The sequence below is a fragment of the Hyphomonas sp. genome (assembly GCF_041398385.1).
In the GTDB taxonomy this organism is placed as follows: Bacteria; Pseudomonadota; Alphaproteobacteria; order Caulobacterales; family Hyphomonadaceae; genus Hyphomonas.
On sequence record NZ_JAWKUW010000004.1, the window covers coordinates 67,738 to 93,800 of the forward strand.

The 26,063-nt window shown below is 59.5% G+C and carries 22 protein-coding genes and 1 tRNA gene; 13 read left to right on the forward strand and 10 right to left on the reverse strand.

Annotation, left to right across the window (positions count from 1 at the left end; translation table 11 throughout):
* Window position 1: 1 nt before the first annotated feature.
* The 5 genes from R3C13_RS09445 to R3C13_RS09465 form a co-directional block, all read right to left on the reverse strand.
* Complete coding sequence (locus tag R3C13_RS09445; protein ID WP_371310572.1) at window positions 2-1,492, reverse strand: tryptophan halogenase family protein; 1,491 nt, start codon at window positions 1,490-1,492, stop codon at window positions 2-4.
* Window positions 1,493-1,508: 16 nt separating this feature from the next.
* Entirely contained in the window at window positions 1,509-2,540 is a 1,032-nt protein-coding gene (locus tag R3C13_RS09450; protein ID WP_371310829.1) for a cupin-like domain-containing protein, read from the reverse strand.
* A 25-nt stretch (window positions 2,541-2,565) separates the two neighbouring features.
* The gene (locus tag R3C13_RS09455) at window positions 2,566-3,294 is read right to left on the reverse strand and encodes a SapC family protein (RefSeq protein WP_371310573.1); all 729 of its coding nucleotides are present in this window, start codon (window positions 3,292-3,294) and stop codon (window positions 2,566-2,568) included.
* Between the two features lie 162 nt (window positions 3,295-3,456).
* Entirely contained in the window at window positions 3,457-6,567 is a 3,111-nt protein-coding gene (locus R3C13_RS09460; protein WP_371310574.1) for a TonB-dependent receptor, read from the reverse strand.
* Window positions 6,568-7,050: 483 nt separating this feature from the next.
* Window positions 7,051-7,140, reverse strand: a tRNA-Ser gene (locus R3C13_RS09465).
* A 71-nt stretch (window positions 7,141-7,211) separates the two neighbouring features.
* Here R3C13_RS09465 and R3C13_RS09470 point away from each other — a divergent pair.
* The 4 genes from R3C13_RS09470 to R3C13_RS09485 all read left to right on the forward strand — a co-directional run bounded on the left by R3C13_RS09470 (window position 7,212) and on the right by R3C13_RS09485 (window position 11,564).
* Entirely contained in the window at window positions 7,212-8,861 is a 1,650-nt protein-coding gene (locus R3C13_RS09470; RefSeq protein ID WP_371310575.1) for an exopolysaccharide biosynthesis polyprenyl glycosylphosphotransferase, read from the forward strand.
* 8 nt (window positions 8,862-8,869) lie between these two features.
* Window positions 8,870-9,847, forward strand: a complete 978-nt coding sequence (locus R3C13_RS09475; RefSeq protein WP_371310576.1) for a glycosyltransferase family 2 protein — start codon at window positions 8,870-8,872, stop codon at window positions 9,845-9,847.
* An 86-nt stretch (window positions 9,848-9,933) separates the two neighbouring features.
* Window positions 9,934-10,635, forward strand: a complete 702-nt coding sequence (locus tag R3C13_RS09480) for a polysaccharide deacetylase family protein (RefSeq protein WP_371310577.1) — start codon at window positions 9,934-9,936, stop codon at window positions 10,633-10,635.
* Window positions 10,632-11,564, forward strand: coding sequence for a glycosyltransferase family 2 protein (locus R3C13_RS09485; protein ID WP_371310578.1), 933 nt, complete (start codon window positions 10,632-10,634; stop codon window positions 11,562-11,564). The genes R3C13_RS09480 and R3C13_RS09485 overlap by 4 nt, the downstream gene beginning before the upstream one ends.
* Here R3C13_RS09485 and R3C13_RS09490 read toward each other — a convergent pair.
* From R3C13_RS09490 to R3C13_RS09500, 3 genes are all read right to left on the reverse strand, one after another.
* Window positions 11,523-12,839, reverse strand: a complete 1,317-nt coding sequence (locus R3C13_RS09490) for an O-antigen ligase family protein (RefSeq protein ID WP_371310579.1) — start codon at window positions 12,837-12,839, stop codon at window positions 11,523-11,525. The two genes, R3C13_RS09485 and R3C13_RS09490, sit on opposite strands and share 42 nt — an antisense overlap.
* Before the next feature lie 12 nt (window positions 12,840-12,851).
* Entirely contained in the window at window positions 12,852-13,544 is a 693-nt protein-coding gene (locus R3C13_RS09495) for a hypothetical protein (protein ID WP_371310580.1), read from the reverse strand.
* Between the two features lie 76 nt (window positions 13,545-13,620).
* Window positions 13,621-15,129 carry a GumC family protein gene (locus tag R3C13_RS09500; RefSeq protein ID WP_371310581.1) on the reverse strand — a complete coding sequence of 503 codons (1,509 nt, stop codon included), beginning with the start codon at window positions 15,127-15,129 and terminating at the stop codon, window positions 13,621-13,623.
* A 118-nt stretch (window positions 15,130-15,247) separates the two neighbouring features.
* On the opposite strand from R3C13_RS09500, the gene R3C13_RS09505 reads away from it, so the two are divergent.
* From R3C13_RS09505 to R3C13_RS09525, 5 genes are all read left to right on the forward strand, one after another.
* Window positions 15,248-15,949 carry a polysaccharide biosynthesis/export family protein gene (locus tag R3C13_RS09505; RefSeq protein ID WP_371310582.1) on the forward strand — a complete coding sequence of 234 codons (702 nt, stop codon included), beginning with the start codon at window positions 15,248-15,250 and terminating at the stop codon, window positions 15,947-15,949.
* 97 nt (window positions 15,950-16,046) lie between these two features.
* Entirely contained in the window at window positions 16,047-16,988 is a 942-nt protein-coding gene (locus R3C13_RS09510; protein ID WP_371310583.1) for an isopenicillin N synthase family dioxygenase, read from the forward strand.
* 143 nt (window positions 16,989-17,131) lie between these two features.
* Complete coding sequence (locus R3C13_RS09515; protein WP_371310584.1) at window positions 17,132-19,489, forward strand: glycoside hydrolase family 3 N-terminal domain-containing protein; 2,358 nt, start codon at window positions 17,132-17,134, stop codon at window positions 19,487-19,489.
* Complete coding sequence (locus R3C13_RS09520) at window positions 19,486-20,502, forward strand: SMP-30/gluconolactonase/LRE family protein (protein WP_371310585.1); 1,017 nt, start codon at window positions 19,486-19,488, stop codon at window positions 20,500-20,502. Before R3C13_RS09515 ends, R3C13_RS09520 begins: the two co-directional genes overlap by 4 nt.
* Window positions 20,499-21,866 carry a GntP family permease gene (locus tag R3C13_RS09525; RefSeq protein ID WP_371310586.1) on the forward strand — a complete coding sequence of 456 codons (1,368 nt, stop codon included), beginning with the start codon at window positions 20,499-20,501 and terminating at the stop codon, window positions 21,864-21,866. The genes R3C13_RS09520 and R3C13_RS09525 overlap by 4 nt, the downstream gene beginning before the upstream one ends.
* On the opposite strand, the gene R3C13_RS09530 is transcribed toward R3C13_RS09525, so the two are convergent.
* A complete protein-coding gene (locus tag R3C13_RS09530) occupies window positions 21,859-22,629 on the reverse strand; it encodes a thiazole synthase (RefSeq protein WP_371310587.1) in 771 nt (256 codons plus the stop codon). The two genes, R3C13_RS09525 and R3C13_RS09530, sit on opposite strands and share 8 nt — an antisense overlap.
* A 36-nt stretch (window positions 22,630-22,665) precedes the next feature.
* Window positions 22,666-22,878 carry a sulfur carrier protein ThiS gene (thiS, locus tag R3C13_RS09535; protein WP_371310588.1) on the reverse strand — a complete coding sequence of 71 codons (213 nt, stop codon included), beginning with the start codon at window positions 22,876-22,878 and terminating at the stop codon, window positions 22,666-22,668.
* A 66-nt stretch (window positions 22,879-22,944) separates the two neighbouring features.
* Between thiS and R3C13_RS09540 the strand changes: the two genes are divergently transcribed.
* The 4 genes from R3C13_RS09540 to aat are packed head-to-tail and all read left to right on the forward strand — an operon-like array spanning window position 22,945 to window position 26,061.
* Window positions 22,945-23,379 carry a type II 3-dehydroquinate dehydratase gene (locus R3C13_RS09540; RefSeq protein ID WP_371310589.1) on the forward strand — a complete coding sequence of 145 codons (435 nt, stop codon included), beginning with the start codon at window positions 22,945-22,947 and terminating at the stop codon, window positions 23,377-23,379.
* A 15-nt stretch (window positions 23,380-23,394) separates the two neighbouring features.
* Window positions 23,395-23,868, forward strand: coding sequence for an acetyl-CoA carboxylase biotin carboxyl carrier protein (gene accB, locus R3C13_RS09545; protein ID WP_371310590.1), 474 nt, complete (start codon window positions 23,395-23,397; stop codon window positions 23,866-23,868).
* A 1-nt stretch (window position 23,869) separates the two neighbouring features.
* Window positions 23,870-25,261: an acetyl-CoA carboxylase biotin carboxylase subunit gene (gene accC, locus R3C13_RS09550; RefSeq protein ID WP_371310591.1), complete on the forward strand. Its 1,392-nt coding sequence runs from the start codon at window positions 23,870-23,872 to the stop codon at window positions 25,259-25,261.
* A 53-nt stretch (window positions 25,262-25,314) separates the two neighbouring features.
* Window positions 25,315-26,061, forward strand: coding sequence for a leucyl/phenylalanyl-tRNA--protein transferase (gene aat, locus R3C13_RS09555; protein ID WP_371310592.1), 747 nt, complete (start codon window positions 25,315-25,317; stop codon window positions 26,059-26,061).
* The last annotated feature ends 2 nt before the right edge of the window (window positions 26,062-26,063 follow it).

Here is a 26,063-nt window from a genome sequence, read left to right on the forward strand (position 1 = left end):
ATCAGGCTTCGTCGACCCGGCAATACTGGTCGACGAAGTCCTGATGCGACGGCATCTTCTCCAACGCCTTATTTATGTTGTTCCGTATTCCGTTGAGAACCATATCCATCTGATCATCCGTCATCAGACGGCCCATGTGGTGATAGCCCTTGGGATCTATCCGTTGCCCCAACATCACCTGTAACCAGGAGTCCGTCAGGAACAATTCGTCGGGATCTCGGTAAACGAGCCCATTCTCGCGGAACAATGCGATGCGTTGTGAGAGGCTGTCCGGCACAACGGCATCCTTTTGCGCCTTCCAGAATGGAGAATCTTCGCGTTCAGTCGCCTTGTAATGGAGGATGATAAAATCGCGGATTTTCTCCAGTTCCCGCTCGGCCTGAGCATTGAAGTGATTGCTGATGGCCTCGCTGCATCCGGCAAAGGGAAACTGCTGCACGAGCCGCGTTGCATTGATCTGGATGAGATGAATGCTCGTGGATTCGAGCGGTTCGACGAAGCCGCTGGACAGGCCGAGTGCGATACAGTTCTTGTTCCACACTTTCTTCCGCCTGCCGGTCTTGTACCGGATCAGCCGCGGCTCACTGAGGCGTTCGCCTTCGACTTGCTGCGCAAGAAGGTCATGTGCCTCATCCGGCGACATATATTCACTACAGAACACGAGGCCGTTGCCGACCCGGTGCTGAAGCGGAATTCGCCACCGCCAGCCGGCATGGTGGGCGATGGCCCGTGTATATGGCAGCGCCGGCCCGGTCGCACGTGTCTGGACGGCAAGAGCACTGTCCGTCGGCAACCAGTGGCTCCAGTCTTCATATCCCGTTTCCAGGGTCTGTTCGATCAGCACACCCCGGAATCCCGTGCAGTCGATAAAAAGGTCTCCCTCAATCGCTTCGCCTGACTTCAGGTGCAGAGCCCTGATGAATCCGGACTCCGGATCCTGCTCTACGCGCTCAATCAGTCCCTCGACCCGCCTGACGCCCCGGCCTTCACATTTTTGGCGCAGGTAGGCAGCATAAAGGCTCGCATCGAGATGATAGGCATAATTGGTCTTTGCCTGTTCGGACGTAAAAAACTTACCCTCTTCAGCGGCGCGCAGCTCGAAGCAATAATCGCCCAACTCGCCGCCAATGCCGCGATCCTTTGCCAGCATCCAAATATTGTAGAACTCCCCCATCCAGTTCGGCTTCCCGATCTGGCCGAAAGAGTGGATGTAGCGGTCCCCCAGCCGCGCCCAATTCTCAAAGGCGATGCCAAGCTTGAAAGTCGCTTTGGTGGCGCGCATGAACTCGCGCTCATCAATCCCGGTAAGATAGTGAAACGTTCTGTGGGTCGGAATGGTCGCTTCGCCAACGCCCACCGTGCCTATGTCATCGGATTCGACAAGCGTGATGTCGAGCAAGGGGCCAAGGAAGCGCGAGAGAGCCGTCGCGGCGATCCATCCTGCTGTCCCGCCGCCGGCGATAACTACTTTCCTGACTTTCTGGGCGTTCACATTCACCTCCGGGCGCTCAGCGATTGAGCCGGTTCAGCAGTTTCGCGCGCAGCTTGCGGGCTTTGATTTCATCGAGCGGTGCGAGGTCACCGCGTGCATGTTCCGGCAGGTGTGCGCTTGCAAGTGATGCATCGCCGAATACGTAATAGTCGAACAATGCCTTCCAGGCGCGTTTCTCCTGGTCCGGACGATCACGCAGCGACAGGATTGCATGCAGCATCGTGTTTTGCGGCGTATCGACGAAGCCTGGCGACGTATTCCACCAGTAGTTCACCATCGCATTGAAATCGCTGAGCGCTTCAACATGGTGCCACCACAGCGCCGGATAGAAGAGAATATCCCCGGGTTCCAGATCGGCAACTTGCGCGTTGGCGAGCGCCTCCTGAAATCGCGGATGCCGGTCAAAGTCCGGTGTCTCAAAGTTCACCATACTGACCACTTGTCCGCCGGGTGTTGGCTCGAGCGGACCGGGATAGAGGTTTGCGACCTGTTCTGGAGGGAAAAGCGTGAAGCGGCGCTTGCCCACGAGGCAACAGGCAATGTTGTTCGACATGTCGTAGTGACAAGTCGCCGTGGTGCGATTGCCGATCCAGATGCTGACAACCGGCGGATTGCGTGTGAACATGTCGTGATTGAGAACGAGATCGTTCTGCTCGCGAAATCCGGGCAGGTAGATATCCAGATCGGTTGAGCCGATATAGTAGGACCGCCCGTCTGCCTCGCCCGCACTCTCCCTGATCCGTTCCAGATACTCCCCAAGCTGGACGCGTCCGCGTTCGAAGTTCAGCCCGGTCATGTCCTCATTGTAAAAGTACCGCCCCTTGATTTCAGGTGGACAGGAATAACCCACGACCGGGCGGCCCTGATAGAATTGCAGAAGGTACGCCATTGCAGCGTCGATGTCCTCCTGCCCCTTTCCTGCAAGGGGCCAGTCCTTGGCGACGCCCTTCAGGATGACGGGCTCTTCATTACGCAGCAACTGCTCATAAGGAATTGAGTCAGGGGCGACGCCTTCAACCACCTTTGTCTTACGCTCAATCTGAACCATGTTCAGCTCCGTGCGCTCTTCTGCTTCAAGCCACAGCTCTTCTGGCATTTTTCATGGCGATCAGTCGGTTGACGTTCGACAGAGACGCAAGAACCAGATAAGCCAGCCTGAGAAAGCCGGCCCGGTTCAGTTGCCCCAACACGTCACCTTCCAGCGTGGCCAGTTTCTCTGCGTTGATCGAGAAGATTTCCGGTATCTGATACACCGTATGCTGATCGAGCGACACGTCGAGCGCAGCTGGCTCGATCAGGCCTGCCGCATCGAATGCGACGAACATGGCGTCGGACAGGTCTTCGCCGATTCGGATCGCGCGAAGCAGATGGCTGACGTGCTGAAGATAAGGTGCACTGCCGCCATGAGGAAGAAAAACCGGATGGCCGTCCGTCTCGCCGACGCGGGCATCATCCAGATCGACATAGACAACCGGCTCGCGGCGGACCTCGCCGTCGACTTTCTGGTCCTGAAAACCGATCATGAAGGGGCCGCGCTGGTGAATGGCGGGCACGTGTCTCGCATTCCACATCCCATCCTCAAGGAACAGGTTTTCCTGGCGGTCGAAGCCGAGCAACGCCACGGCCTGGAATTTTCCCTCGGAATCCTTCCGGAACAGGATCGGGTATTCGCGTTGCACTTCCTCGAATTCGGTCGGGAAGACCACCGCCTGATTGGCTGCGTCGCCATATTCAGGCCCATACCGCGTGACCACCTTCAGGTTCTGGTGGTCGATATTGTTGAGCAGGACGGTGTTGGTCATTCCTCGCCTTTATCACACGTCGAGCGTGCCGTTCTTGGCCCGCTGCTAGCGCAATCGTTTTTATATTGATGGAGCATTTTCTTCGTCACCTCAACCGAGGAAAAAAGGCCGCTGCGAACAGCGGCCTTTTCCGAGCGTCAGATTTCAGGGCAATCCCGGAAATCAGAACTTGTAGCGCGCGCCGACCACATAGCGCGGCGACAGTTCGTAGACGTAGTAGACCTGATCCGGCACGCGGTGATACGTCCGCTGGTCTTCGCCGGTCACGTTGATGCCTTCGAAGGAGACAGCCCACCGGTCATTGATGTCATAGCTGAGGTTCAGGTCGAACTGACCATAATCCTCCACATAGATGCCTGAACGGTCCCCGGTCTGGTTCGTGGCGGCCAGGAAGGTGTCACGCCAGTTATAGGCAAGCCGGGCCGAGAAGCCGTACTTCTCATAAATCGCGGTCAGGTTCGCCGTGTCGGACAGACCGACCAGTGCGAACTGCTCTTCGCTGGGGCTGGCACCCGGATCGAGTTCAACGTCGCCATTCACCATCGTATAGTTGGCGGCAAAGCCGAAGCCCGTGTCACCGAAGAAGTGCTGCCAGGCGAATTCGAGACCGTCGATATTGCCTTCGCGGTTGTTGATCGGCTGGGTCACCGTGAAAGTCATCAGCGGGTCGTTTGCGTCCGCTGCGACGTCATAGAGACCAAGGATCGAGTCGACGTATGCTTGCGGAAGCGCGCCGTTGACCAGGTTTGCCTGGAACTGAGACTGAGCCGCGGCAAGATCCCCGCCATTGGCATCGATCAGAGCGACTAGCGTGAACAGGTTTGCTTCAGACCGGTCAACGCCGAGCGTGTTGATGATGCCGAGTGCGTCGCCAGACCGGCTGCCGACAGCGCCCGAGGTCTGGTCCCGAATGCCAAACAGGTTCCGATCGACGGATCCGGTGCCGATAAAGTTCTTCACCTTCTTGTCGAAGTAACCGAGCGAGACATAGCTCGTGTCGCCATAGTACCATTCAAGCGACACATCGAAGTTGTCGGACTCCAGCGGGACAAGCGCAGGGTTCTGCGAGCTGCCGGTAACCTGGCCACCCAGAACCGTCGGGCGGTTCGGAGCGTTGGCCGTCGTCGACGCATAGAGGCTCGAATACGCCGCGCGACCGATGGTCTTGCTGAACGAAACACGACCGATGATGTTGTCCGTCACGTCGACCGAGAGGTCGAAATTCGGCAGAATGTGATCGTAAGACCCCGCCCCGCTGATCGCCTCTTTCGTGCCCGACTGCTGGATCAGGAAGTCGTTATCCGCGGTCCATGCGATGCCCGACGGGATCGACTGCAGACTGACGGAGGTGACGTCGGTTTCCTCGTAGCGAACGCCGGCGTTCAGTCTCGCTGTGTGACCGAGAAGCTCTCCGTCCATCTGGAACTGAGCGAACAGAGACGTGACTTCTTCCTTAACCGCATCATTGGTTTCAGACACTGTCACAGCATTCCCCGAATATGCCTGCTGGAAGATCGGGAATAGCTGAGCCGCATCTGCCATGAACGCAATATCTGCCTGCCCGACCGGCACGTCATCGAACGTACAGGCGAGACAGTAAGTATCGACCAAGCCGGCCGCAAACTGCTCAACATCACCCGGATTGGCGATACCCCAGGAGCCGAGGTCCTGCTGCGTCGAGCGGGTGAAGCGGTCGAACTGCGCGTCGCGATAGTTTCCGCCGACCGTCAGGCTCGAATTGTCGAAATCCCAGACGAAGCGCAGGTCGATCTCGTCAACCTGGTGCTCGATATTAGCAAGGTATGACCGCTGGACCTGGGTGCCGAGATCACCAACGTCGAGAACGCCGTTATCGTTGCCGCGAACGGAATCATCAATCGTGTAGGACTGGATCGGATATCCACTGCGATAGTCCACAGAGTGCTGAAGGATGACCGGAGCACCGAAAGTCACAAAGGTCGCCGAGTGACCGAGCGGGTTGTTGCCGCCCGTCTTTGCGGTGGAGCTGTGTGCATCCAGGATCATCCGTGCACGATCGTTGAACTCCCACTCAGCATTGAAGCCGAGGGAGTTGAGTTCGTCTTTCGATGCCCGGTTGGTCTGCTCGAAACCGATATCCTTGGTACCGTCGCGGTTCTCCTGCATGTAAACTGCCGTCGCAACCGGACCGGAATTGTCAAAGATAATCTGGTCCATCGGCGTTGCGAACCAGTTGGTCTGCTCGTAGCGCAGTTCTTCAGACTCATTGTTAGCGTAGGTGTAATCACCCGTCAGCGTCAGCGTGTCCGTCGGACGGAACTGCATGACCAGCTGGCCGTTCAGACGCTCACGCGAGAGATCAGAAAAGTCATACCGGCTGTCCTGGGCAACGGCATAGAGCTGACCGGCCGCAGGCGGATTCTCGAGGCAGGTCTGCCCGGTCACCGCCGGCGGGCAGGAGCTCGTGATCCCTGCTGCGCGTGTATAGCTCGAGTCGATCGAACCGTCCGGAGACTCCCGCACGATCCAGTCGTTGACCTGCTGGGTCGGGGCGCCGGAGTCGCGCCTGGAATACGAACCAAACAGGCTCACACCAAAACGCTCAGTGTCATCGACCCAGCTGGCAATACCCGAAAACTCGGGCGTGAAGTCGTCGCCGTGCTCCACACTCGTATCGTTGATCAGCTTGGCGCCGATGGTTGCTTTGGTGCCAGTGTCGAGCGGACGCGCGGTACGGATGTTGACCGTCGCGCCGATGCCGCCGGTCGGCAGCGTCGCCTGACCTGTCTTGTACACTTCAAGCGCGCTGACACCTTCTGATGCCAGGTTGGAGAAGTCGAAGGCGCGACCACCACCACCATTGTAGTTGCCGCGCGAGCCTATCACGCCGGCTTCTGCAGTCGGCATGGTGCGGCCGTTCAGCGTCACCAGGTTAAAGTCCGGGCCGAAGCCGCGAACCGTGATCTGTGAGCCTTCCCCGTTCACACGGTCGATCGAAACGCCCGTGATCCGTTGCAGCGATTCTGCGAGGTTCGTGTCGGGGAACTTGCCGATGTCTTCCGCCGAGATTGCGTCGAGCACGCCGTCAGCGCTGCGCTTGAGATCCATCGCGCGCTCCAGCGAAGCACGGACACCCTGCACCACAACGACGTCCTGCGTCAGGTCTTCGTCCGCTTCCTGCGAAAGCGCCGGCATGGCGCTGATCAGCGATACCGCCGAGGCCCCGCACAGCAACGCCGCCCACTTGGGCTTGCGGCCAGCACGGCCCACGAATCCGCCTTTTTGACTGGTCATCTGAATTCCTCCCTAGAGTCCCCGTTGCGGCAAGCAATCGAGCGAGACCTGTACTTTTTTCTGACAGTCGAGCGTCCATCAACGCACCCTGCCGCATTACTGCATCACCGAATGTTTGCGCTATCAAGCCCTCTTGCGAAAGAAATGTTAGCGTTACCCATTTCCGGTGCGATTGCTGCAATGCGGCAATTCCGTGTTTTCAGGATTTTTCGATGACCGCCCGGGAGGCGTACTTCAAGCCACCCATCCTTCGCGTCTCCCCGATTCTTCAAGGAAACAAGAGCACCCTTCCGCGGCCGGCGTGACAACATTTATGATGTGCCCACGTGCGGGCATTTGCAGGAATTTCCAACGAGTGACGGGAAAAGCACACCTTCAACCAAAGTGAAATTTGGTCCTCGCGATCGGCCATCGAGCGATGAAATCGGTTACAGACACCGCCGCTTTTCGCATTTCTGGGGAAATGATCGCTGCCTGAATGGGTGGCGGAGAGGAAGGGATTCGAACCCTCGATACCCGTTAGAGTATACACCCTTAGCAGGGGTGCGCCTTCGACCGCTCGGCCACCTCTCCAGCGCGGATTAGCGGTGTAGTGAAAGCACTTCCCGACCGCAAGCCCTGCTTCTGTATCCGCTGCATTAGGAATGCCGCGAACTTCATTAAAATTGCCGCAACCAGGGAAACTGCGTTTTGACGCTATTCCTGTAAGCAATATCGGACGTCGAAACTGCACGCACGAACAGTGCTGTCAGGAAGGGTTGGCCATGCTCGCCGAAAGCGCTGCCTCATTCAGGGAACTGCATTCCCAGCAGGTCACTAACCTTCCCTCCAGAACGGAGGGAATCGGCGCTTCTCACGGATATGGGAATTACGGCAACGATCCGGCCGGCGCTCCTGCGCGCATCCTACCAATAGTCCTGCGAGCGGGCACCCGCTTTGGCACGGCACTCGTCGCCATATTCTGCGCCTATTTGGGCCTTCGGCTCTCGGGCCAGACATTGCTGAGTGCGCCGGTCGGTGCTGCCCTGCCCTACGTCCTGATACCGTTTGTGAGCGTCTGGGGCCTGAAGATTGCCGGCGCCTACCAGTTCAGCATGAACCGCGCCTTTAGTTCATTGGCCTCAACAGCGTTCCTGAGCCTTGTCTGGCCGAATGCTATTCTTGTCCTGGGCACACTCCTTTTTGACGGCGCCGCTGACGCGCGCAGCGTTGGCGCCAGTGCCATCTGCGCGATCGCTGCTGTTCTCGCGATCTATTGCGCCGCTCTCGCCGTTGTACGCCACCTGGCTAAATCCGGGCGCCTCAGCGAGAATGTCGTGATTGTCGGTGCGACGGATAACGCCCGCAAGCTCATCCTGCGCAACAGCAAGAGCCGCGAGCTCAATATCGTCGGCGTGTTCGACGACCGTCTGAGCCGCGCGCCTGAAGATATTGCCGGCGTCAAAGTTCTTGGAAGGATTGACGACCTGCTGACATGGGACCAGTTGCCGGAAATCGACCGCATCGTCGTTACGGTGACCTCCGATGCCCGCAGCCGCGTTCGGACCCTGATCGACAAGCTACGCATCCTGCCGCACAGGATCGTCCTCCTGCTGGACCTGGATGGCTTCGACCCGGAAACTGAGAGCCTGTCGCAGATCGCCCATTCTCCCGCCGCTTACGTGTCCGGCGCCCCGCGTGACGCGCGCCGGGCACTCAGCAAGCGGGCAAGCGACGTGGTCTTTGCAATTCTTCTTGCGCTCGCCTTTTCGCCTGTCTTGCTGGCTATCGCCGTCGCGGTGAAACTGGACAGCGCCGGACCGGTCTTCTTCCGGCAGAAGCGCCATGGCTTTAACAATCAGATGATCCGGGTCTGGAAATTTAGGTCCATGAAGACTGACAAGGCCGCGGAAGACTGCATGCGCGAACAGGCAACCGCCGATGACCCGCGCATCACGCGGGTCGGACGCTTCATCCGACGCACGTCTCTGGACGAACTTCCACAGCTGCTGAACGTGCTCACGGGAGAAATGTCACTGGTCGGGCCGCGTCCTCATGCGGTCGGAATGACGACCGAGTCGATCGAAGTGCACGACATTGTTGGTGACTATGCCCATAGGCACCGCGTCAAGCCTGGCCTGACCGGATGGGCCCAGGTCAATGGCTCACGTGGGCCGGTCCATACAAAGGAAGAGGTCCGCGAGCGCATCCGTCTCGATCTGGAATACGTAAATCGCTCGTCCTTTTGGTTCGATCTCTATATCATGCTGAAAACGGCTCCGTGTCTTCTCGGAGACGAAACGCGCAATCGGTAGCTGCAACCATGAACAGCACACCTGAGCTTCAAATGCCTTCCGTCCTGACCGCCGGGACCGAAATCGCGCCTGTATGTGTCGTCGAAACGTGCAATGGCGTGGTGCGAGTACCCGATCTCTCGATTTGCGTGCCTGCTTATCATGATGATCCCTCGGTCTTGATCAGAACCCTTGCCCAACTGGCCGGAGCGGGAAACTGCGAAGTCCTGATTTACGATGACGGCTCGAACGATCCTGTAATGACTGCGGCAATAGAAGCTGCCGTCCAGTCCTATCCAGGGCCCGCCCGTCATCTGAACGCAATGTCGAATTCCGGGCGCAGTGCCGCGAGAAACAGGCTGGTCGAAACTGCCACGTCTGATTGGATCCTCTTCATTGATGCAGACATGTTGCCCGATGAGCCGACATTTTTGACTGCTTACCTCGAACAGATCGAAGCGAACGACGCCCCCTCATTGATCGCTGGCGGTTTCTCGCTCAAGCAGGCACGGCCTTGCGCCAATCAGAAACTCCATGCGGCGCAAGCGAAGCGATCCGACTGCGTATCGGCTTCCAGACGCGCGCGCGATCCAGGGCGGTTTGTGTTCACCTCCAACATCGTGGTTCACAAGCGAGTTCTGGATGCGATCGGCTTTGATGAGCAGTTCACCGGATGGGGCTGGGAAGATGTGGACTGGGGGCTCCGCGTTAGCGAGGCGTTCCCGATTCTTCACATCGACAACACTGCCACCCATCTGGGTCTTGAATCGGATGACGTTCTACTTCGGAAGTTTGGAACTTCCGGCCAGAACTATGCCCGCCTGGTCCACAATCATCCGGCCGCCGCCCGGCGCATGAAGTTGACCCTTATTTCAGCACTGGTGAGAAACTGGCCCTTGCTCGCCGGAGCCAGCCGTTCCGTTGCACTGGACAGGAAACTGCCGCTTCCGGTGCGCCTGTTTGCACTGAAGCTTTACCGCGCGCGCATGTACGCGAATTATCTTTGATCGAAATGGCAAGTCTTTCGCCTTCATCCTATTCCCCTGACAGGGGGACTGTCGCAAAGGTCACGCGGCGCCTGACTCAGTGGCGCGTGGCACTTCCGCTGGAAGCAACGCCACAACGGCCAATCGTCAGCTTCACGTTCGACGATTTCCCCAAGTCCGCAGCAGAAGTCGGGGCACGTATTCTGGAAGATGCGCGCGGCAAGGGCACCTATTATGCCTGTAGCGGGATGGCTGGGACACAGAATGAAACCGGCGCGCTATTTGACGAAGTTGATGTGCGCCGCCTGACCGAGCATGGCCACGAAATTGGTGCACATACACGGTCTCACATCGACTGTGCCCAAACACCGTTGAGCGCCATTCTGGCAGATGTCGGCGCCTGCCTCATGGATTTGAAGGCGATGGGCGTTGACGGCAAAATCCGCCAGTTTGCTTATCCTTACGGTGAGACGACGGTCGGACTTAAGCAGCGGCTTTCCTCACAATTCGATGCAGTACGAGGCATCCTGTCAGGCCGGAACGTTGCCGGCGCGGACCTTATGCAACTGCGCGCCTATGAGCTCGATGGATCCGATGCGCGATCTGAACGAGCCCTGGCGGCAATAAGAGGTCTGCGCAAACAGCCCGCGTGGGTCGTGCTCTTTACCCACGACGTCAGTGAGGGGAATTCCGGGTTTGGTATATCACCCGCGACGCTCGAGCGCCTTGTCGCAGAAGCAAAATCAGCCGGTGCGGATTTGCTGACAATGTCAGACGCTCTCGACTCGATCCGGGGCCGCCGGTCGTGACGATTCCCATTGCCGTAATCATTCCGACTTTCCGCAGAAACGCCGGTCTGGAGCAGGCTGTTCGCAGCGCTTTTGCACAGCAATCCTGTCCACCGTTCGAAATACTCATCGTGGATAACGATCCTGACGGAGGGGCGAAAACCTGCGCAGACAAGTTGGCAGGCGAAGCACCGGACACCGTCAAGTTCAGCTATGCGCACGAACCCCGCCCCGGCGTCGCAAATGCCCGAAATATGGCAATTGATTCCACGTCGGCGCGACTGATCGCGTTCCTGGACGATGACCAGAGCGCCACGCCGAACTGGCTCTCCGGTCTTCTGTCAGCTCACAAACTGTTTCCCGCTGCAGTGACGTTTGGTCCGATCGAAACCCAACTGCCGAACGTCACCCGTCATCACCGGGAATACTTTTCCAGCTTCTTCGCGCGCAAGGAAGATCGTGCGACAGGTTATCTGGACTACGCCTATGGCTGCGGCAATTCCCTGCTGGACCTGGACCTCCTGCCCACATTCAGGCCGCTGTTCGATTCATCGATGAATGAGGTCGGCGGCGAGGACGATATTCTCTTCCGGGAAGTAAAGCGCACCGGAGGGAAATTCGCCTGGGCCGCAGACGCGTGGGCGTATGAACATGTGCCGGAAGACCGTGCCACGCTGTCCTATACACTGAAGCGCGCCCTTGCATATGGACAGGGGCCGGTAACGCTGGCCCGGAAACAATCGCCCCCAAATTATCTGCTGATCGCGTTCTGGATGGCAGTCGGCCTCTACAAGATGGTCTTGAACGGATTGATTTTTGGAGCCCTGTGGCTTTTCAGGTCTGAAGACCGCGCGACCTATCTCGATCGCGCGGCACGCGGCGCGGGAAAACTCCTCTGGTGGCAAGAGCTACGCTTTTATGGCGCGGCGCGCCTCCGGGCTTCGACCTGACAATAGGGGCGCCGCGCCCAACCGGCTATTGTGCCGGAAATGAGAATCCATCGCCAGGCGCCCCGCAACAACCGCATATGTCAGCCAGGTGATCGAGTTCTGTTGGATGGCTATGCTTTCAGACATGCTGAAGAGCAGGAACTGGAGCAAAAAGCCCGCCGCAAACACACCTCCCCACCCCGTGGTAAGCGAAAGCGCCGCCCGTATACTGATATTCGCGAGATTCAGCACGAGGCAGGCAAGCCCGATGCCGCCGACCGCCAGCAGAACTTCGAGCCAGCCATTGTGCGCTGTCGGCGCTTCCCATTGCACCGCGATCCGCACCCAACGCGCCGGGATGGAATCCGGCCCCCAGAACGCGCCATAGCCATATCCCAACCATGGCCTTTGCGAGATCGACGTTGCAAGCGCCTCCCAGATGTCAGTTCGTCCGGTAAGGGACGCATCCCGGCCGATCAGTCCGAACAGGACGCCCGGAGCGAAGACCAGCCCCAGCGCAAGCGCCAAAACCACAATGACGCTTGCCCAGATCAGGCCGATGGCATGGCCGGCGCCGCGCTTGATAAAGATGCTCGCCACCAGGGCGGCAACGCCGATCAGCATGCCGAGAAGAGCTGTTTTCGATGTCGACATCAGGATGAGCAAAAATGAAATCGCGAGTCCGGCGACCCATGGCGCTCGGTACCGCTTGTCGGCAGCCAGTAAGACGATGAAAAGGAAAGAAGCGCGCGAGAAGGCGCCGCCCATGGCGTTTTTTTCGACAAACAGGCCCTTCCATGCGCCAATATGAAGGTCATGGTCGACCCCGATCCCCGGAAAAGCGCCACTGACCACAAGGTTGGCGCCAGCAACAATCAGCCACGCCCAGCCAAACAGCCGGAGCACTTCCGGCCAGCTGAACCGCGCCGCCAGATAAACGCCAAACAGTGTCGTGCAAACAAGCGCAACGGAGCGTCTCAAGGTGACGCCTGGATCAATCGACCAAACCACGGACACAAGCGTCAGACCGGTGAGCAAAAGAAGAAAAGGATTCCTGGCGCCGATCCGGATCATGTTGCGCCAGTTCACCGCGGACATGATCAGTGCCCAGGCATATGCCGGCAGCCAGAGCACTCGAAGCAGTAGGCTTCCGTCAGGCGTCTCGCTTGGAGAAATAAGGCGCTGCACCAGCCCTTCGCTGAACATTACCAGGAAAAGTACGACGATGGAGGATTCCCAGACCTTCCAAATCCGGTCCATTTGCCTATCGGCGGAGGCACCGGATCGCTCATTCATGTGTCAGCGCCTCTATCCAATCAGCCGGTCAGCGAACCTTGCGTCGGCCCGGACGCGATTCATCACGACTCCGATCACCTTGCCGCCGTGACCCTCGACCTCAAGTCGCATCGCGGCAACATCCGAAACGCTGGTCTTGTCCGCCCGAACCACCAGGACAACTCCATCCATCTGGCTAGCGACAGCCAGCGCTGCCGCGGAACGCTCAAGCGCCGGGGCGTCGATCACGCCCCAATCGGCGGAGGCACGCAAGGCCGCCCACCACCGCGGCTGGGTCCGCAGCTGGACCTTTTGCGCCGGCCTGAGGCGCTCATTGCGAAAGCGCGTGACAAGCAGCCGCGTGCCTTCAATCTGATGTACGGTCAGGAGCTTGTTCCCATCCGAGCCATCAGGAGGCGGTGGCGTAAGCGCATAAATTGGCGGCTCATTCAACGAGGCGTCAAACGCTCGACCGGGTCCGCCAATTTTCTTGGAGAACCCGTCTTCAAAGGCGCGGTAGAGCGGGTTCCTTCGGAAATCGAGATCGATCAGCCATGCAGACCGGGAGGATTTCGCCGCAGCCATCAATGCGAAGGATGCAGCAATGCTGCTGCATCCTTCCCCGGATCGCGCAGAAACGAACATGATAAGCCGCCCACCTTGAGGGGAGGTCACGCGGGCGGCCGAGCGCCACAGATTCGTCAGGTCCAGTCGAAGATCACGCATTTCCGCCACGACTCAGCAAGAGCATAGAACCAGTGCTAGAGGCTGATGGTTAATATGCTTTTTAGTATTCTGACGGTCAGACCGGGCGGACCTGTGCGATAACCGGTATCCCGAGCGTCCGTTCGATCGAACGGCCTGTCGAAAACCGCGTCTGCGTCAGTGCCCGCGCAAGGCCCGCCATCAATGCCGTAAATCCCGCGACCAGAAGGGAAAGAATCGCCACAGGCAGTTTCAGACTGTGCCCTTTAACCGGCGGGATGGCCGGCTCCAGAACCCGGATGTTGTTGAAACTCTGCTGGACCAGTTCAGACCGCGCCCGCGCTTCCATTTCCCGCTCGGCAAAGCTTCTCACGTTCTGTTCCAGTATGTCCCTGCCCCGTATCAGCTCCTGATAGCGCGGCTCCAGATCGGTCAGGCGCTGCTGCCTCGTTTCAAATCCGGCGATCTGGCGCTTGAGTTCAGCCTGCTGATCCCTGAGGGATGCCGCCTCAGCCTGAAGCGTTTTTATCGATGTCTCAATCTGCTGATAGAGCGGGTTTGGGCCGCGGCGGACGGTGCCCTGCAGGCCATCTCTCGATGCGAAGTAGGACTCAACTTCTGCAATCCGTTTGTCGATTTCCTGAATGACCCGCGAATCGGCCGTATACCGCGTGAGTTTCTGTTCTCGTTCCAGCCGCAGGTCCGCAAGGGTCTGCTGGCTTGTGTCGTCGACATACATGTCCTGTTCGGGAGCGATCGACAGGATCTGCTGTTCGTAGGTCTTCAACTGTCCATCAACGAGCCGCATGCGGGATTCGACCGAGAGGAGTTCGCCGCTGGCCGATTGGTAGAGCTGCTTGATCGTATCACGCTCAGAATCGAAATTGCCGATTCCGTTGTCGACGAGAAATTGCCGGATCTGGTCGTCTGCCTGTTTCAGGCTGGCTTCAAACCGGTCGCGTTGCTGGGCAAGGCCGCTCGAATTGCTGTCCGCAAAGACTGACGAACGATAGTTCAAGTATGCGCCAATGATCGCATTCAGGACTTCCGCCGCAACTTCCGGTTCTTCGTGCGTGAACGTGGACGTAAGTACCGGGATTTCGGGTGCCGCGGCAGCCGAAAAACTCTGATTAAGCTGCTGAACGGCGAGCTGCCGGCAGGAAAAGTCGAATTGCTCCGTTCCGACAATATCTTCAAACTCGTGATAACAGGCCGCCAGCAGCTTCGGGAAAACCCGTTCAAGATCGAACCGGCTAAGCGCTTCGCTGGCCACAACAGGGCTGCGCAGCATCTCAAGTTCCGATTGGATGAGGGCGTCCATGTCTGGCGAAACGGGATTCGACTCAGGCCCGACGGATGGCCGGAAGATGTATTCGTCCCCCAATGAAACCAGCAGGCGTGATCTGGCGGTGAATTCTTCCTTCATTGAAAAAGCCACCCACAACCCGGCGAGGAAAATGGGCAGGAAGACCAGCAGCATAAGCCAGATTGAGCGCCAAAGCTGCAGCAACACGTCCACCAGGCCAATCCGCGGGCGCGATATCAGGCCGGATGCCGTTGCATCCGGGCGTACAGGTCCGCGTGACCAGTCTTCACTCGCAGACATTCGTTGATACGCTCCGCTCTAGACCTATGGAATCTATGTGTAGTGCTGCATTTGATATTTCCTTAAGCATTAACGGGAAGTGTGCGCGTCATATGTTGCGCCCCAAGGGCAGATTCCGATGCATCGCTTTTTACCGACGGCCTTTTTGATTGCAGCGCTGAGCGCGTGCGGCAGTGCGCCCAAGCCGTCTGCGCAATTTCCAACGGAAAGCTGGCAATCCGCCATTCCGCAGGACGATTCCTACTTGCTCGCTGCTGGGGACACGGTGGAAGTTGTCGTTCACAGCGCGCCCGAACTGTCGCGCCAGCTGAAGATCGCGCCGGATGGCCGGCTGCGGATGCCTCTGGCTGACCCCATCGTCGCATCGGCTCGCACCCCGGATGAAGTTGCCCTGGCGCTGCGTGCGGCGCTGGCCAGCGAACTGAAAGACCCGGACCTCGACGTGGTTCCGGTGGATTTCGCCTCACAGGCCATCTTTGTCGGCGGCGAGGTCCGCAATCCGGGCATGCAGACCCTTCCGGGCCAGATCGATCCCCTGCAGGCCGTCATCATGGCCGGTGGTTTTACACGTGACGCCAAAACCAGGGATGTGATTCTCATGCGGCGCCTGCCAGGCGGCGAAGTCCGCACGGTCGTCCTGGACCTGAAAAATGGCATCAAGGATCCGGAACTGGCGACCTGGTTGCCGCTGCGGCGGTTTGATGTCGTTTACGTGCCCCGGACGCAAATCTCCGAACAGAACCAGTTTGTGGAACAGTTCATCCGGAATGCACTGCCGGTCCAGTTCTCGCTGTACTACGACCTGCGCCAGCGCAACTGATCGGCGATCGTCACAAACTCCCCTTTTCGCTGTCAGGGGGCTCTGGCTGTGGTAATTACTTTTTCCGGACACCGCCCTTCCGGCTACAGAGGCCGCCATGACCGACTATTTTACCCCCATTCCCTATCCGCTCTGGTTTGAGGACAAGCAGGCTTTCGCCGATGCCCTCGGCCGGTCCTTCCGGGAAACCGGCTTTGCCGTGATTTCCCAGCATCCGATCACCTCGCAGGTGATTGAGGACAATCTGGCTGCGACCAAAGCATTCTTTGCGCTACCGGAGGCTGCGAAGCTCAAATATGACGGCCGCGAAGGCGGAGGCCAGCGCGGCTACACTGCCTTTGGTGTCGAGAATGCCAAAGGCAAGGCTGAGGCCGACCAAAAAGAATTCTGGCACACAGGCCGCAAGCTTGATCCTGATTCGCCGTATCGGAAGACGATGGCGGACACACCTGCGGTTGCGGAAGTTCCAGACTTCGATCACGCGACCCATGCAATGTATGACGCAATGGACGGGTTCGGCCGGCAGTTGCTCCGCGCTGTTGCGCTGCACCTTCACCTCGATGAAGACTGGTTCGAAGACAAGGTGAATGTGGGCAACTCGATCCTTCGTCTTCTGCATTATCCGCCGCAGATGAATCCGCCACCCGCTGGATCGGTTCGCGCTGGCGCGCATGAAGACATCAATGTCATCACGCTCCTGCTCGGTGCCGAAGAAGCGGGCCTTGAGGCCATGCACCGCTCCGGCAAGTGGCTCTCCATCAGCCCGCCGCCGGATTCTCTCGTGATCAATTGCGGCGACATGCTCCAGCGCCTAACCGGCGGCGTGCTGCCCTCCACGACGCATCGCGTCGTGAACCCCTCGCCCGAGCGCGCGAAGTTCCCGCGCTTTTCGACGCCATTCTTCCTGCATTTCAATCAGGATTTCCTCATTGAAGCGCTGCCTGGCTGCGTAAAGGAAGGCGGAAAAGCCGAACCTGCGATTACGGCAGAGGGCTATCTCATGGAACGCCTGCGCGAAATCGGCCTGGTGAAAGCCTGAGACTGACTGCCAGCCATGAATAAGACGGGCGGCTTCGGCCGCCCGTTTCGTTTTTGGCCGAAATCAAATTGACAACGTTGTTTATTCCGTCAACCTTGAGCTCGAGGTGCAGGTGAAGACACCGCCACCCGGGAGGAAACAAGATGACGCGACCCCCCAGCGTGTGCTTCGGCGCATCGGCCCTTGTGAGTCTGACGCTTGTTGCCTGCGTGGCCACCACACCGCCGGACGCCATCCCCGATATCCCGCTTACGCAGCCTTCCCTTGCATGCGGCGCTTCTTCCAGCCTCCTTTCGGCTTCATCGCGTGTGCGGGCCCTGGTCGCGGACATGACGCTCGATGAAAAACTGGGCCAATTGAATCAAGCCGCCGGCGGACGTTCTAAAACCCTGAATTCGAAATTGACCCCGGAAGAACTCGACAAAGTGCGGCGTGGCGAAGTTGGTTCCTACCTGCATGTCGCCGGCGCCGAAGCGCTGGGCGCACTCCAGCAGGTCGCCGTTGAAGAAAGCCGTCTTGGAATTCCCCTGCTCTTCGCCATGGATGTCGTGCACGGCTATCGCACCATTTTTCCCGTTCCGATTGCCATGGCTTCCACGTGGGATGCTGCTGACTGGGAAAGCGCGGCGCGCATTGCTGCCGATGAGGCGACCGCATCCGGCCTGCACTGGACATTTGCGCCGATGGTCGACATCGCGCGCGATCCCCGCTGGGGTCGCATCGTGGAAGGCGCTGGCGTCGACCCCTATCTGGGCGCCCGCATGGCTGAGGCGCAGGTGCATGGCTATCAGGGCGCAAGCCTTTCTGCCCCTGACACAATCCTCGCCACCACCAAGCATTTTGGCGTCTACGGTGCGCCGGCAGGCGGTCGCGACTACGGATCTGCAGATGTCAGTGAGCGGAGCGTCATGGAAACCTACATGCCGCCTTTCTACGCGGCGACGCAGGCCGGTTCAGGCTCGATGATGACGGCATTCAATGACATTGGCGGCGTCCCGACCACCGCCAATGAAACGCTGGTGGATGGCCTGTTGCGGGACCAATGGGGCTTCGATGGCATGATCGTATCCGACTGGAATGCGGTTGCTGAACTGATGAATCATGGCGTCGCCGCTACGCGCGAAGAAGCCGGAATTCTCGCCCTGCGCGCCGGCGTCGATATGGACATGACGAGCGGCGTGATGTCAGGGGATCTGAAACGTGCGGTCTCGTCCGACTCCTGTCTGATGCACGATCTGGACGGAGCGGTGGCGCGGATCCTGACGACCAAAGAACGCCTCGGCCTCTTCGACACGCCCCTCGCCTATCATGATCCGGCGCGCGAGGCCGCGTCCCTCCTTACGCCGGAAAATCGCGCCGAAGCCCGCCGGATTGCCGCGCGCTCAATTGTGTTGCTGAAGAACGATAGCGGAGCGCTTCCCCTTGCGTCTGAACCTCAAACGATAGCGGTTATTGGTGCGCTGGCGGAAGACAGATTGACCCAACTCGGCTCATGGCGCGCCCAGGGCGACCAGGAGGATGTCATCTCCATTCTGGAGGGCCTGCAGGCACATGCGCCAGAAGGGACGGTCATCACTTATGCGCCCGGAAGCCATCCGACGGACTATGATGCCGATGCCATCAAGGCTGCTGCCGATATCGCCACCGCGGCCGACAGGGTGCTTCTCGTCATCGGCGAGGACTACGACCTCTCCGGAGAGGCGCGAAGCCGGTCCGATCTGTCGTTGCCCGCGAGCCAGCAAGCGCTCGCCAATGCAGTTTTCTCAACCGGCAAGCCGGTGACCGTCATCCTTGTAACGGGGCGGCCCGTCGCTATTGAAACGATAGCAGGCCGCGCTAATGCAGTGCTCAATACCTGGATGATGGGCGTCGAAGCCGGCAATGCGCTGGCGGATGTTCTCTGGGGCAAGGTCTCGCCTGCAGGACGCCTTCCTGCAGACTTCCCGCGCCGGACCGGTGCAGTCCCGTTCACTTATTCCGAGTATCCGAGCGGTCGACCCGCGGACCCGGACATCACAAAGGATTCCAACCGCTATCACGACCTCGGCATCGACCCGCTCTACCCATTTGGATACGGACTGTCATACTCTGACTTCACCTATGACAGTTTCACTGCCGGTGCCGCCGAAGTCGGCGCGAATGGTACGGTCACCCTCTCCGTCAAAGTTACCAATTCCGGAAGCCTGCAGGCTGATGAAGTCGTCCAGCTTTACATGCGCGATCCGGTGGCGAGCGTGGCACGACCGAGAATCGAGCTGCGAGGCTTCAAGCGCCTCTCGCTGGAGCCCGGTGAAACACGGACAGTCTCGTTCACGGTCTCGCCTGCGCAGGCAGCCATCTGGCGCAGCGGGAATGATTGGGCCATCGAAGCCGGCGATCTCGAATTCATGGTCGGCGGCTCCTCTGCTGATATCCGAGCCCGCACTTCGGTCCGCGTTACAGATACTGGTCACAGCAATGCCCCCGCTGCAGCCCTCGAAACAAAGGTGGATGTCCAATGAGCTTCGATCGCAGGCAGTTCCTGATTTCAGCAAGCGCAACAGCCGCGCTTGCCGGATGCGCGACGGCAGCGGCAAAGCCTGCGCCAGGTCCGAAAATCGAAGTATTTGACAAATCCATCCGTGATCTGATCGACGCTGACATTACAATAGAAGCGCTCGCCTCCGGATATACATGGAGCGAAGGGCCGGTGTGGGACCGCAAGCGAAGCTGCCTCTATTTTACCGACGTTCCACAAAATACGGCCTGGCGGTGGAGCGAAGCCGATGGGGCCGCCGTATTTCTCCGTCCGTCCGGAGCCCCTGCAGAAGACACTTCAGGGTTCCGCGAACCGGGCGCCAACGGCCTCTGGATCGCGAAAGACGGGCGCCTCCTGATCGCCAATCATGGGCGCCGCGCCATCCAGGCCATGGATATTGACACGAAGGTGCGCGTGCCGCTCGCGGACACTTTCAACGGGCACAGGTTCAACAGCCCCAACGACCTCATCGAGACGGAAAAGGGTGGAATATACTTCACCGACCCACCCTACGGCCTCGAGGGCATGAATGACTCGCCCCTGAAGGAGCAGAATGCAAACGGCGTCTATTTCCTGGCACCCGATGGCACCGTTCAGCGCACTCTGTCGGACATGAGCTTCCCCAATGGCGTCGCCTTGTCACCTGATGAATCGGTGGTTTACGTCGCCCAATCCGATCCCGAACAACCAATTTTGCGCGCCTGTGATACCGATGGCGGAAACGCTCACGTCCTGTTCGATTTCTCACCTTATATGAGCGACGGCCCCGGCCTGCCCGATGGACTCGCTGTTTCTGAAACCGGGCACATCTTCCAGACCGGCCCCGGCGGCGTGTTCATCCTGACCCCGGACGGAAAAGCGCTCGGCCGGATCAACACCGGCAAAGGCACGGCCAATTGCTGCTTCGGCGGCGCTGACGGACGGGCGCTCTATATGACCGCGCACGACACGCTGATGCGCGTGCAGACCCGCACGCGCGGATGCCAGTGGGCATGAGCGAGGTCTTCGCCGAATACCGGCCGTTGATGGCAGCCGCGGCTGGTATAGCTGCACTCCTGTTCCTAATCCTCCGGGTCCGGATGAATGCCTTTGCGGCCCTGCTTCTGGTCAGCCTGTTCAGCGCCCTCGCTGCAGGTCTCTCGCCTGACAGCTCTTTCAGCACCATCACCAAAGGCATGGGCGGAACACTAGGCTTCATTGCTACGGTTATCGGTCTTGGCGCCTTGTTCGGGGCGATCCTGAATGCGTCGGGAGCTCTGGAGTCGCTAGCCGGCTGGCTGACCCGTTCAGCGGGGCTTGGCGCCGCGCGATGGCAGATGGCGGGCCTGGGAGTGCTGGCGTCAACGCCTGTCTTCTTCGATGTCGCCCTCATCATTCTTGCGCCACTGATTTTCGCGATGGCGCACCGAAAAGCCTGGCCGGTCCTGGCGCTCGGATTGCCCCTCGCAGCGGGCCTTGCTGTCGGGCACGCGTTCCTGCCGCCAACGCCGGGACCAATCGCAATTGCAGAGCTGATCGGCGCAGACCTCGGCTGGGTCATTCTGTTCGGAGCTATTTGCGGCCTGTTCGCGATTTCCGTTGCCGGACCGGTCCTGACGACCTTCCTTCAGCGAACCGGTCGCTTGCCTGCTGGACATCCGACTTTCGTGCAGGAAACACCGCCACCCGACGGCACGGACGCACCGGCGCGCCCCGGTCTCGCAGCCGGCCTCATTCTGCTTCCGCTTGTGCTGATCCTACTGGGAACGCTCAGCAAAAGCGCTGGAGACGGCATGCTGAAATACATCCTGTCAGCTGTCGGCCACCCGTTCAGCGCCCTTCTGATCGGCTGTGGTGCAACCTGGCTCTTCCTGACGCCCCGCACTGAAGCGGCTCAACATGCCATGACCAAAGCGCTCAAACGCGCCTTCGAGCCGACGGGTGCCGTTATCCTTGTGACCGGCGCGGGTGGAGCCTTCAAGCAAGTGCTGGTCGATACCGGAGCGGGCGCACAGATGGCCGAGTCCGCCCTCGCGATTGGCTTTGGGCCGCTTGTCGCCGGCTACGTTCTTGCCGTCCTCCTGAGGCTCGCTCAGGGCAGCGCAACTGTCGCAATGATTACGACAGGCGGCCTTATTACGCCAATCATTGCCGGCGCGGATGTCTCAGCCCCTCAACTCGGACTTATCACCGTTGCCGTAGCTGCCGGCGCCACGACGGCCAGCCACGTCAACGACAGCGGCTTCTGGCTCGTCGGCCGTATCTTTGGCCTGACGCCGGGCGAAACGATCCGCACATGGACGTTATCCACCACGCTCATCAGCGTCTGCGGATTTACCGCTGCGATGCTATTGAATTTCGTCCTGCTCGCAATCAGATGAGGCCCGCGAGCGGTGAGCTCGGGTCTGCGTACATCTTCTTGGGCATCCGTCCGGCAAGGTAGGCCTGCCGGCCTGCGATGACGGCATGCTTCATCGCCATCGCCATCCGGATGGGATCCTTGGCAGCAGCAATCGCCGTGTTCATCAACACGCCATCGCAGCCAAGTTCCATGGCAATCGCAGCATCCGATGCGGTTCCGACGCCGGCATCCACAATCACCGGCACACGGCTCTGCTCGATAATCAGCCTGATATTGACCGGGTTCATGATGCCGAGGCCCGAGCCGATCAGTGACCCGAGCGGCATGATCGCGCAGCAGCCAGCCTCTTCCAGCATTTTCGCGTAGACCGGATCGTCGGAGCAATAGACCATCACTTCGAACCCGTCCGCGATCAGCGCTTTGGCAGCCGCGAGCGTTTCCGGCATGTTCGGATACAGGGTCTTCTGGTCCGCCAGGACTTCCAGTTTGACGAGATTCCATCCGCCGGCTTCGCGCGCAAGCCGCAGCGTCCTGACCGCCTCGTCTGCCGTGTAGCATCCGGCCGTGTTCGGCAGATAGGTGAACTCATCGGGCTTCACGAAATCAGTCAGCCGTTCCTGGTTCGGATCGCTGAGATTGACGCGGCGCAGGGCCACGGTGACGATCTCGGCGCCGGCCGCCCGGGCGGCGTCGGCATTCTGCTGGTAAGAAGCATACTTCCCGGTCCCGACGATCAGGCGGGAGCTGTAGGACTTGCCGGCGATGATGAGTAGGTCGTTCAAATCTGTCTTCCTGTAGTCTGCGTCCAGCCCCGGGGATCAGCCCCCGCCAACGAACTGGACGATTTCAAGTTGGTCGCCATCCTCAAGGACGGTCGCCGCATGTTCGGACTTTGGTACGATCTCGCGGTTGCGTTCTACGGCGACCCCGCGCACATCCCGGCCGGTGTTGTCCGCAATCCGGGCAACGAGCATGGCGACCGTCATGCCCGGTTCTATATCAGCTGCTTCACCGTTCAGGGTGATTTTCATGCCCCGCGCCTCCGTGCGCTCGCCGCCCCTTGCCTTGCCCTGCGTTACAGCGCAAGACAACAGCCCATGTCGAAGCCGATATATGTCCTCGGGGGCCCGAACCTCAACCTGCTCGGAACGCGCGAGCCGGAGATTTACGGAAGGGAAACCCTGGAAGACATCCACAACCGGCTTAAAGAGCTTGCGGGCGACATCCCGGTCGAGGCCCGGCAGACCAATTTTGAGGGCGAGTTGGTGTCCTGGATACAGGAAGCGGCCCGCGAAGCATCTGCCGTTATCCTGAATGCCGGTGCCTATACCCACACATCGGTTGCCCTGTACGACGCTCTCAGGGCGTGCAAGGTGCCCGTCATAGAAGTCCACCTGTCAAATCCCGCGGCCCGCGAGGCCTTCCGTCAGGTGAATTATGTCAGCCCTGCAGTGAAGGCTTCGATTGCGGGCCTTGGCGCCTATGGTTATGAGCTTGCCTTAATGGCCGCCAAGGCGTTGTCAGGAAAATAAGGGACGAGAGATTCCATGAGCAGTACAAAAAGCAAGTTGGACACCGGACTGGTCCGGGAACTCGCCGCGATCCTGCGGGAAGCTGACCTTGGCGAACTCGAAGTCGAACATGATGGCCTGAGGATCCGCGTCAGCAAGCCGACCGCGACGGTTGTGCAGGCTGCCATGGCCGCTCCGATGGCGCCTGTTGCGGCGGCTCCGCCGGCTGCTGCTGCCCCTGCCTCTGCGGCACCCGCGGCCAGCGCCGAAGTACCTGACAACGCCATCAAGTCGCCGATGGTCGGCACCGCTTACCTTTCGCCGGAACCTGGCGCCAAAGCCTTTGTCGCTGTTGGCGACAAGGTGAAAAAGGGCGACACGCTCCTGCTCGTCGAAGCCATGAAGACGTTTAATCCCGTCGAAGCTGACAGGGCCGGCACAGTCAGGGCGATCTACGTCACCGACTCCCAGCCCGTTGAATATGGCGAACCGCTCATCCTGATCGAATAGCATGGCCGAGCAAAGAACCATCCAGAAGGTGCTGATCGCCAATCGCGGCGAGATCGCACTGCGTATTCACCGCGCCTGCAAGGAAATGGGCCTGTCCACTGTTGTGGTCCATTCCGAAGCCGACCGCGACGCCATGGCCGTGCGCCTTGCGGACGAAAGCGTCTGTATCGGGCCCGCACCGTCATCTCAGAGCTATCTGAAAAAGTCCCAGATCCTCGCGGCAGCAGAAATCACCAATGCTGATGCGATCCATCCGGGCTATGGCTTCCTGTCCGAGAATGCACAGTTTGCCGAAATGGTCGAAGCCCATGGCCTCGCCTTTATCGGACCTACGGCTGACCATATCCGCATCATGGGCGACAAGATTGCTGCCAAGCAGGCCATGATCGAAGCTGGCGTGCCCTGCGTCCCCGGTTCCGACGGCGCCATCACCAGCATCGCTGACGCCAAGAAGGCGGCCAAGAAGATCGGCTTCCCGGTCCTCGTGAAGGCGTCGGCTGGCGGCGGTGGACGCGGCATGAAGCTCGCGAAGACCGAAGCCGATCTGGAAAATGCCGTCCGCACCGCGAAGACAGAAGCCAAGGCGGCGTTCGGCGATGATGCGGTTTACCTTGAAAAATACCTCCAGGGGCCGCGCCACATCGAAGTCCAGGTGATCGCTGACCAGCACGGCAATGTTGCGCACCTTTGGGAGCGCGACTGCTCGCTCCAGCGCCGTAACCAGAAAGTCTTTGAAGAGGCTCCTTCGCCCGCCCTCAACCAGGTCCAGCGCGAAGAAATCGGATCGATCTGCGCCAAGGCGATCGAGAAGCTCGGCTATCGCGGCGCAGGAACGATCGAGTTCCTCTACGAGGACGGCCGCTTCTATTTCATCGAAATGAACACCCGTCTTCAGGTCGAGCATCCCGTGACTGAGATGATCACTGGCATCGACCTGGTACGCGAACAGATCCGCATTGCCGAAGGCAAGAAGCTGTCATTCCATCAGGAAGACGTTTTGCTCGTTGGTCATGCCATCGAGTGCCGCATCAATGCCGAGCATCCCGAAACCTTCATCCCCTCGCCGGGTCTGATCACGGACTTCCACGCACCAGGCGGCCCGGACGTGCGGCTCGATAGTGCCGCCTATGCCGGCTACCGCATTCCGCCGCACTACGACTCCCTTATTGGCAAGCTGATCGTACACGGACGCTCGCGCCGCGAATGCCTGATGCGCCTGCGACGGGCCCTCGCCGAAATGGTTGTCGGTGGCGTACACACGACCCTGCCCCTTCACCAGCGGCTGGTCGAGAATGAAGACGTCAAGAATGGCGACTACAATATCCATTGGCTCGAAAAGTTCCTTGCCGACGCCAAGGAAGCCGAAGCTGCGGAATCGCAGGAAAAATCCTGAGCCACGCCAGCGCATGGTAGACATCTGCAGCAGCGGCCGCCCATATAGACTGCATGTCGGCCCGGTTCGGTACAGCTGATTTGCTCGCCTGCTATCGCCGTGGGGTGTTTCCCATGGGCGATGCCCGTGATGACCCAAACCTGTTTCTGGTCGATCCGGACCAGCGAGGCATCCTGCCGCTTGATGGCTTCCACATCCCGAAACGCCTGCAACGCCGCGTGAGGCAGGAACCCTACCGCGTATCTGTCGATACGGCCTTCACCCGGGTGATGGAGATGTGTGCCGAAAGCGCCGAGGGGCGCCAGTCGACATGGATCAATTCAACAATCCTGAATCTCTACAGCGCCTTGTTCAGGGAAGGTCACGCCCATTCGGTGGAGTGCTGGGACGGCAATGAGCTTGTTGGCGGCTTATACGGCGTGGCGCTTGGCGGGGCCTTCTTCGGCGAAAGCATGTTCTCACGCGCGACCGATGCGTCGAAAATCGCACTCGTCCATTTGGTCGCACGGCTTCTTGACGGTGGATTCGTATTGCTCGACGCGCAATTCCACAATCCGCACCTGGAACAATTCGGGCTGATAGAAATTCCGCGTGCGGAGTTTAAGCGCAGGCTCGCGATCGCCCTGTCGAAGGAAGCGGATTTTTATTGCGGATCGAGGCCGCCCGGAGGCTCTTCGACAATGTCGATACCTGGAGGGACTTCTTCGACCGCGGCATCGTCACCCGCGAGAGGGGGCCGCGACGTGTTCGGCAACTTCACCGGATCCGGCGCGGTGCAGCGGATCACCCAGATATCATAGAC